Annotated in this window: 4 protein-coding genes and 1 pseudogene; all 5 read left to right on the forward strand. The window is 60.5% G+C overall.

All coding sequences use genetic code 11. The features are described from left to right. The first annotated feature begins 85 nt into the window (after nt 1-85). The gene (locus QN377_RS19380; RefSeq protein WP_322214051.1) at nt 86-3,850 is read left to right on the forward strand and encodes a dermonecrotic toxin domain-containing protein; all 3,765 of its coding nucleotides are present in this window, start codon (nt 86-88) and stop codon (nt 3,848-3,850) included. Between the two features lie 90 nt (nt 3,851-3,940). After that, nucleotides 3,941-5,272: a precorrin-3B synthase gene (gene cobG / locus QN377_RS19385; protein WP_306452848.1), complete on the forward strand. Its 1,332-nt coding sequence runs from the start codon at nt 3,941-3,943 to the stop codon at nt 5,270-5,272. Further along, on the forward strand, nt 5,265-5,891 hold the full coding sequence (locus tag QN377_RS19390) for a precorrin-8X methylmutase (RefSeq protein WP_016783380.1): 627 nt from the start codon (nt 5,265-5,267) through the stop codon (nt 5,889-5,891). The genes cobG and QN377_RS19390 overlap by 8 nt, the downstream gene beginning before the upstream one ends. Further along, the gene (locus tag QN377_RS19395) at nt 5,891-6,622 is read left to right on the forward strand and encodes a precorrin-2 C(20)-methyltransferase (protein WP_086798974.1); all 732 of its coding nucleotides are present in this window, start codon (nt 5,891-5,893) and stop codon (nt 6,620-6,622) included. Before QN377_RS19390 ends, QN377_RS19395 begins: the two co-directional genes overlap by 1 nt. Beyond that, a pseudogene (locus QN377_RS19400) lies at nt 6,619-6,955 on the forward strand (precorrin-3B C(17)-methyltransferase); the annotation flags it as partial. The gene QN377_RS19395 and the pseudogene QN377_RS19400, both read left to right, overlap by 4 nt.

A 6,955-nucleotide genomic window follows, 5' to 3' on the forward strand; every position in this document is an offset into this window, starting at 1 on the left:
GTGCCCGGGTATCTATGTAGTGCCGTTGTCGTCCGGGGGCGCGATAGCGTGTTGTGCATTGTCCGCAAGCGAAGAGAGATCACCCATGAAGGCAATCACTTCCACATTTAATTCCGGCTCTGCATCGAACGAAACCTTCAATGTCCGCCCGATGGCTGCTGGCAACGGCGGGCAGGCCGAGGGGCTGGTGATGCAGTTAATGAACATCGCTTCCCAGGTTGATGAATTGTTGCGGCCATGGCCTGCACCGTTTTCGTATGCGTATTCAAGGCTGGTGAAAGCGCTGGCCCGCGCGGGGCATGACGTGCTGGAGCTCGACCGTATGCGGTTACGGGTCGCTGGCTTGCGTGAGCCGGTGTCGCTGATGGAAGCATTGTTGCAACAGGTCACCGGACTACAGCCGCTGCCGCGTGATCCCGAAAGAATAGAGGCGGGCCTGCACTTGCTGGATACCCCGGATCTCAATCCGCCCAAGCCACTTTCAGGCAGTGAATTAATCAACGTCATGGATCAGGCCGCAGCGGGGTTTTTCCAGGGGTATGTCAATCAGCTACGTGCGTTTTTCTATACCCCGGCCCCACCGCTGAGGGCCGATACGTTGATCGACAGGCTGTGTACCCTGAGGTTGGCGATGCTGCGGGCCGAATTGCAGCTGATGCAATCGGGCAACCGGCTTTCAGCGGCGGACCTGGCGGTGCTGGGCGCGGTGCTGAGCCAGCCGGTGAGCGCCCGGCGTCGAGCATTGGCAGGGTTTGTTCCCGATGTGTTTGCCATTGCACTATCAATCAATGGCGCACAGGCCGGGCTGGATATCGTCAACTGTCTGTTGTTCACCGAGCGCGGTGGTCAGCAGCCTGCAACTGCCGGCCGGGCCATATTCTGGAGCCCGGGTTCGGGGTTCGAAGGCTTTGCGTCGGTGGGCGAGTGCACCACCCAACTGCAAGCTCGCCTGGCGGACAAGGCACGGCGCTGGGAACTGCTGAGCCATGTCAGCACGGGCACGCAGCCGCAGGTTACGGCCTGGCTGGACAGCACCGCTAACGGGAAAATTGGCGGGCTTCAATTCGAACGTGTTGAACACGACTTTGTCCGAGAGACCCAGCTACGGGCTATTGCCAAGGTGCTGGCGGACGCCGGCTTTGCCTGCCGTACGGCTCAAGCCATCCCCTTGTCGGCGCAAGCCTTTGAAAATCTTATCCACAGTGAACTGGTACAAGGTCGGGCAGGGCTGGTGTTGGAGCCTGTGGTTGAAATGGCGCGCCTGCAAGCGTTTGAGGCGGCAATACCGCAGTGGTTGAAAAACGCCTCGCAGGCAGACAAGTTGGCTTATGCCGGGTTGCTGCAGCGCTATCCAGGGGCAGGGCAGGAACAGCAAAACTACCTGCATGATATCCCGCCGCTTGCCGAGTACGCCCGCGCGTTACTGAAACTGCGTCTGGAGCTCGACTTCGCGGGGCAGGCGCCAGACCCGGATGCGATCGAGGTGGTGATCGACACCTATGTGCCTTCCCCGGTACCGGTTGGTAGCACGCCCTCTTTTTTGCCAGCGGCGACGACGCGCACTGTTCAGACCCTCACGCAATTTTCGCTTAACGGTTTTTACCGGCTCAATGCAGGCGCGATTTCCTTGCGAGTCCCTAATGGCAGTGCGTTGCCGACGGCCTTGAATGCGACGTATGTAAAACGACTGACCCGACAACTGGAAATCGGCGCGCATTACCGTGCTTTGTTGCAAGACAAGCTGGCGCCCGGAAAACCGGGGGTGACCTTGCGCCAACAACAATTCTCCGAGCAGCTCTCGCTGCAGGTGATGGAACAGGCCCTGCGGGAAAAACTGATCGACCCTGGCCAGGAGATGGCGTATCGGTACATACAGCAGGTCATCAACATGCCAGATGGAGCGGCCCGCCTGATGTTGGACAGAATGCCGATCATCGTCCGGCCATTTGAGCTGGTAGCCGAGCCCGAAGCGGATCCTGATCGGGCCAGGGGGCTCTACATCATTGGGCCTGTGGAGTCAGGCGCCGGGCCGCAGATCCTGTGGGTCAACTACAGCGAGCGCTTTACATTCAAAGCGTACAACAACGAAGCCGCCTTGCTCGACGACCTGCGTATCAACACGGACCTGCAGGCGCTGGTGCTCCAGCGTCTTGAGCCCGAGGCCCGTAAAACCTACAACTATGGCGGTTTTGTGGAGCCCCATATCCCGCAGTATGTGGACGCGTCCCTCGGCAGTTTCATGCTCAGGCCGGCCCCCCCGACCCTGGCGCCAAGGCCCATCGCGGGCAATCTGTTTGAACAGTTGTATGTCGACAACTACCACCTGTTGCTGGACATGGCCGCCGCCCAGTCGAAGACCTCCGCCGAAGCCGACTGGGAGTCATTCAAGTACCTGTTTTCGTTGATTGCATCGACTGCGTTGATGTTTTTGCCTGCCAGGCTGAGTATTCCCATGGTGGTCTGGCAAACGGCGGGTTTTGTGCAGCAGGGTTTCGAGGCCGCGCAAAAAGGCGAGTGGGGCGAAGCCGTGGCTGATTTTGCCTCGTCGCTGGCACAGATAGGCAGTGGTTATCTGACACTGCGCCAACTGAAAACAGTGACTCCGACAGTCTTGCGTCAGCCGCAGTCCGAAGCGGCGGTGCACCTCACGCCTGAGCAGGAGATCGGCCTGCAGCCCTTTCAGGCCAATGATGTGGCCTTGCTGGAGCTCAAGCAGGACAGCCTGACCCGGTTGTACCGTCACCCGGGCACAGGTCTTCACTATGTGCTGCTGGGCGGGCATGTTTTTCAGGTGCAGGCCTGGCGCGAGCGCTGGCGCATTTTTATCGGAGAAGGCCGCGAAGGGCCGCTGGTAAAAATCAACGAACGTGAGCATTGGGAGCTTGATCTCAAGGAACCGCTACTGGGGGGCGGCCCTGTGCTGTCGACCACGGCTTCGATATCCGACCGCCTGACCCATGAGATGCAGGCCATCGGCATGGCCAGCATTGAGCGGCGTTTTCCTGACAAGGCACAGGCCATTCGCGAGGCCCATGCCCAGGCCGTCACCTACCTGCAGCGCAGTCAAAGCGCCCTGCACACCTTGCTCGAACCGGGGACGCAGAATGCCCGGAACCGGGCGTTGATACAGACGTTCTTTGATGTGGAGCACGTTGATCAGCCGTTGCTTGACCGACTCAATGAAACGATCGGGCCCCTGCTTGCGAGGTTTTTGCATCCCGATCTGTCGCCGCTGACTTCCAGTAAATACGTGGTCTGCCGCTCCCGGTTCAACGACAAGGCCGTCGCCTGGATTCACCGCTGGGATTTGCACAAGCGCCTGTACTTGAGTGAGCATTTTTTCAGCACTCTATTTGAAACACCCAACGCCTTGAGCCAGGCATTTGTGAAAGCCACCCAGCCACCTTTCAGGACCAACGTGCATTATCGGGCGGCCTTTATGCTGCATGAGATCAGCCATCAGGCGCTTGATACCGAGGACATCAACTATCTGAATCCCGGCTTTCCTTACGAGGACCTGCTGGATGAATCAACCCCCCTGGGCAGCCAGATCAAGTCGTTTAACCAGATCGTCCAGAGTTGCCATTCACCCTATATCTCGACCGAGCACCTGTTTCAGCAATTTGATCCTGAAGAGCGCACCTGGGCGGATATACCCGCTAACCCGGGCAAGGCCAAAATCAAGGCGCTTAGCGGTGTCAGGACCCTTGAGCAAGCGCGGCCGATCTTTAAACACGATGCTCGTAAACGCATTGACCTCATGCTGGCCAATGCCGATTCCGTGGTGTTGTTGATCACCCGTCTGGGCCGGGATCATCCACAACTGCCCGAGGTTAATACACGGGAGTAGTCATTCCGTCCGGCAGGCTTTTCATGCACTCGCCCAAAGCAGGCATAATGCGCGACCTGCAATAGCGTATTGCCTGCTCTGGATAGCTCCTTGAACTTGCCACCTGAACTTTCTGTCACGACGCCTGTGCGCCCCTCGGCTTGCCCGGGGTTACTGCGTATCGTCCAGGCAATGGATGGCGGTATCTGTCGGGTCAAGCTGGATGGCGGCGCGATTAACGCCGATCAGGCTCGCACGGTGGCAGATGTGGCTCAGCGGTATGCCAGTGGTGTGATCGAAGCGACCAACCGTGGCAATTTGCAAATCCGTGGTGTGGGGCCGCAGCACAGTGCATTGATTGCGCCCTTGCTGGCGGCCGGGCTTGGGCCTGCTACTGCCGCCAGTGACGACGTGCGCAACTTGATGCTCAGCCCGAGTGCCGGCATTGATCTGCAGATGCATATCGATACGTGGCCGCTGGCCCGGCAGATACTGGCCAGCCTGCAAAGCACGCCAAGGTTCACCGAGCTGTCGGCCAAGTTCGCCGTGCAACTGGATGGCGGCGAGGCCCTGGCCATGCTGGAGCATCCGCATGATCTGTGGTTGTCGGCATTTGTGCGTAATGGCCAGACGCTGTTGGCTTTTGGCCTGGCCGGGTGCCCGGCGCACGATTGCGCGTTGGCAGCCGTACCCGTGGAGTACGGGCATGAGCTGGTGTTGGCCGTGCTGATGCAGTTTCTGGATCTGGCGCGACCTGAGCAAACCCGCATGCGTCATCTGCTGGAGGAGGTCACCACTGAGTCATTTGTCGGGCAGCTGGCACAGCGAATCAGCGTGGCACTGTTGCCTGCTGGCGACTGGCAGTGCAGGGCCATCTCGGCGTCCATGCACCTCGGCATTTGGCCACAGCAAGCGCCTGGTCGGGTCTATATCGGCGGGGCGCCGGCACTGGGGCGGCTGGATGCGGCGATGCTCACGGGGTTGGCCGAGCTGGCCGAGCGCTACGGCGATGGCACTTTACGGTTCACGCCATGGCAGAGCGTCTTGTTGCCCAACATAGCGGCCGCTCAGGCCGCTGCGGTGATGAGCCAGTTGATGGTGCTCGGCTTGATCGTAGAGGCTGGCAACCCGCTGGCGCATCTGGTGGCCTGTACCGGCTCCAGTGCCTGTGCCAAAGGGCTGGCCGACACGAAGCAGGATGCCCGTCAGTTGGCCGCGTTGCTGCCAAAGCCTTTGAATATTCACCTGACCGGCTGCCAGCGCTCCTGCGCGGCAGCCCACGTCGCGCCGGTCACTTTACTGGCCGTGGCGCCCGGTCATTACGACCTCTATTTACGCACCCCGGAGCACGCCGGTTTCGGTGTTCTGCGCGAGCGCAATCTTACAATTGAAGCGGCGGGTGCCTGGCTTGAGGCCCGCCAATGGAGCAACACCGATGATTGATTACATCCGCGATGGTCAAGAGATCTATCGCAATTCGTTCGCCATTATTCGTGCCGAGGCCAACCTCGACAGCATCCCGGCGGACCTCGAAAAACTGGCCGTGCGTGTGATCCACGCCTGCGGCATGGTCGATGCCATTGAAGACCTGCGTTTTTCGCCGGGTGCCGGCAAGGCCGGGCGTGATGCGCTGGCGGCAGGTGCTGCCATTCTGTGCGATGCGCGGATGGTTTCCGAAGGCGTCACCCGTACCCGTTTGCCGGCCAACAACCCGGTGATCTGCACCCTGCGCGAAGAAGGCGTACCTGAGCTGGCGCTGGAGAAGGGCAACACCCGTTCGGCGGTGGCCCTTGAGCATTGGCGCCCGTACCTGGAAGGCAGTGTGGTGGTGATCGGAAACGCGCCCACAGCGCTGTTTTACCTGCTGGAAATGATCGATGCCGGCGCTCCCAAGCCGGCACTGATCCTGGGCTTCCCGGTGGGCTTTGTCGGCGCCGCGGAATCCAAGGCCATGCTTGCGGCAGACAGCCGTGGCGTGCCGTTTGTGATCATGCAAGGCCGCCGTGGCGGTAGTGCGATGGCGGCTGCGGCCGTCAACGCCCTGGCCACGGAGATCGAATAATGGCGCAACCAGGACGTTTGATCGGCTTGGGCGTAGGCCCCGGCGACCCTGAGCTGATCACGGTTAAAGCCCTGCGCCTGCTGCGCGAATCGCCGGTGGTGGCGTATTTCGTGGCCAAGGGCAAGAAGGGCAATGCGTTCGGCATCATCGAAGCCCATCTGCAAGACGCGCAAACCCAGATGCCGCTGGTGTACCCGGTGACCACCGAGGTGTTGCCGGAGCCGTTGTCCTACGAGCAGGTGATCAGTGATTTCTACGATCAGGCTGCGGTTGAAGTGGCCGTGCATCTGGATGCCGGCCGTGATGTGGCAGTGATCTGCGAAGGTGATCCGTTCTTCTACGGCTCCTATATGTACCTGCACGACCGTCTGGCCCAGCGTTTTGAAGCACAAGTGGTACCGGGCGTGTGCTCGATGCTGGGCGGCGCTTCGGTATTGGGCGTGCCGTTGGTGTATCGCAACCAGAGCCTGTCGGTGCTCTCGGGTGTGCTGCCCCACGAAGAACTCAAGTCGCGGCTGGCGGTTGCCGATGCGGCAGTGATCATGAAGCTGGGGCGCAACTTTCATAAAGTGCGCGAAGTGCTGGGCGAGCTGGGGCTGGCCGAGCGGGCGTTGTATGTCGAGCGCGCCACCATGAGCAATCAGAAGATCGTGCCGCTCAATGAAGTGGAACCGATGTCTTCGCCGTATTTCTCGCTGATTATCGTCCCAGGCGAAAGGTGGCAGGGTTGAGTCGCCCGGCACCGGCCATTGTCATTCTGGGCAATGGCAGCCTGGACACTGCACGCCGTATCCAGCAGTTGCTGCCCGGCGCTTCTGTCCTCGGGCTGGCAGGGCGGGTAGACGGCGGTGATCGCAGTTACAGCGATTTCGGCGACACCCTGCGTCAGCTTTATCAGCAGGACACACCGATTATTGCGCTATGCGCTGCGGGTATTGTGATCCGCACGCTGGCGCCGTTGCTGCTGGAAAAAGGCGCCGAGCCACCGGTACTGGCGGTTGCCGAAGACGCCAGCGCGGTGGTGCCGTTGCTGGGCGGGCTGGGCCTGTCTCTTATACACATCT

Origin of the sequence: Pseudomonas sp. CCC4.1 (assembly GCF_035019225.1) — a bacterium.
In the GTDB taxonomy this organism is placed as follows: domain Bacteria; phylum Pseudomonadota; class Gammaproteobacteria; order Pseudomonadales; family Pseudomonadaceae; genus Aquipseudomonas; species Aquipseudomonas bubulae.

Coding starts and splice junctions, on each gene's coding strand:
- QN377_RS19380 (WP_322214051.1), top strand. CDS start 86: ATGAAGGCAATCACTTCCACATTTAATTCCGGCTCTGCATCGAACGAA.
- QN377_RS19390 (WP_016783380.1), top strand. CDS start 5,265: ATGATTGATTACATCCGCGATGGTCAAGAGATCTATCGCAATTCGTTC.
- QN377_RS19395 (WP_086798974.1), top strand. CDS start 5,891: ATGGCGCAACCAGGACGTTTGATCGGCTTGGGCGTAGGCCCCGGCGAC.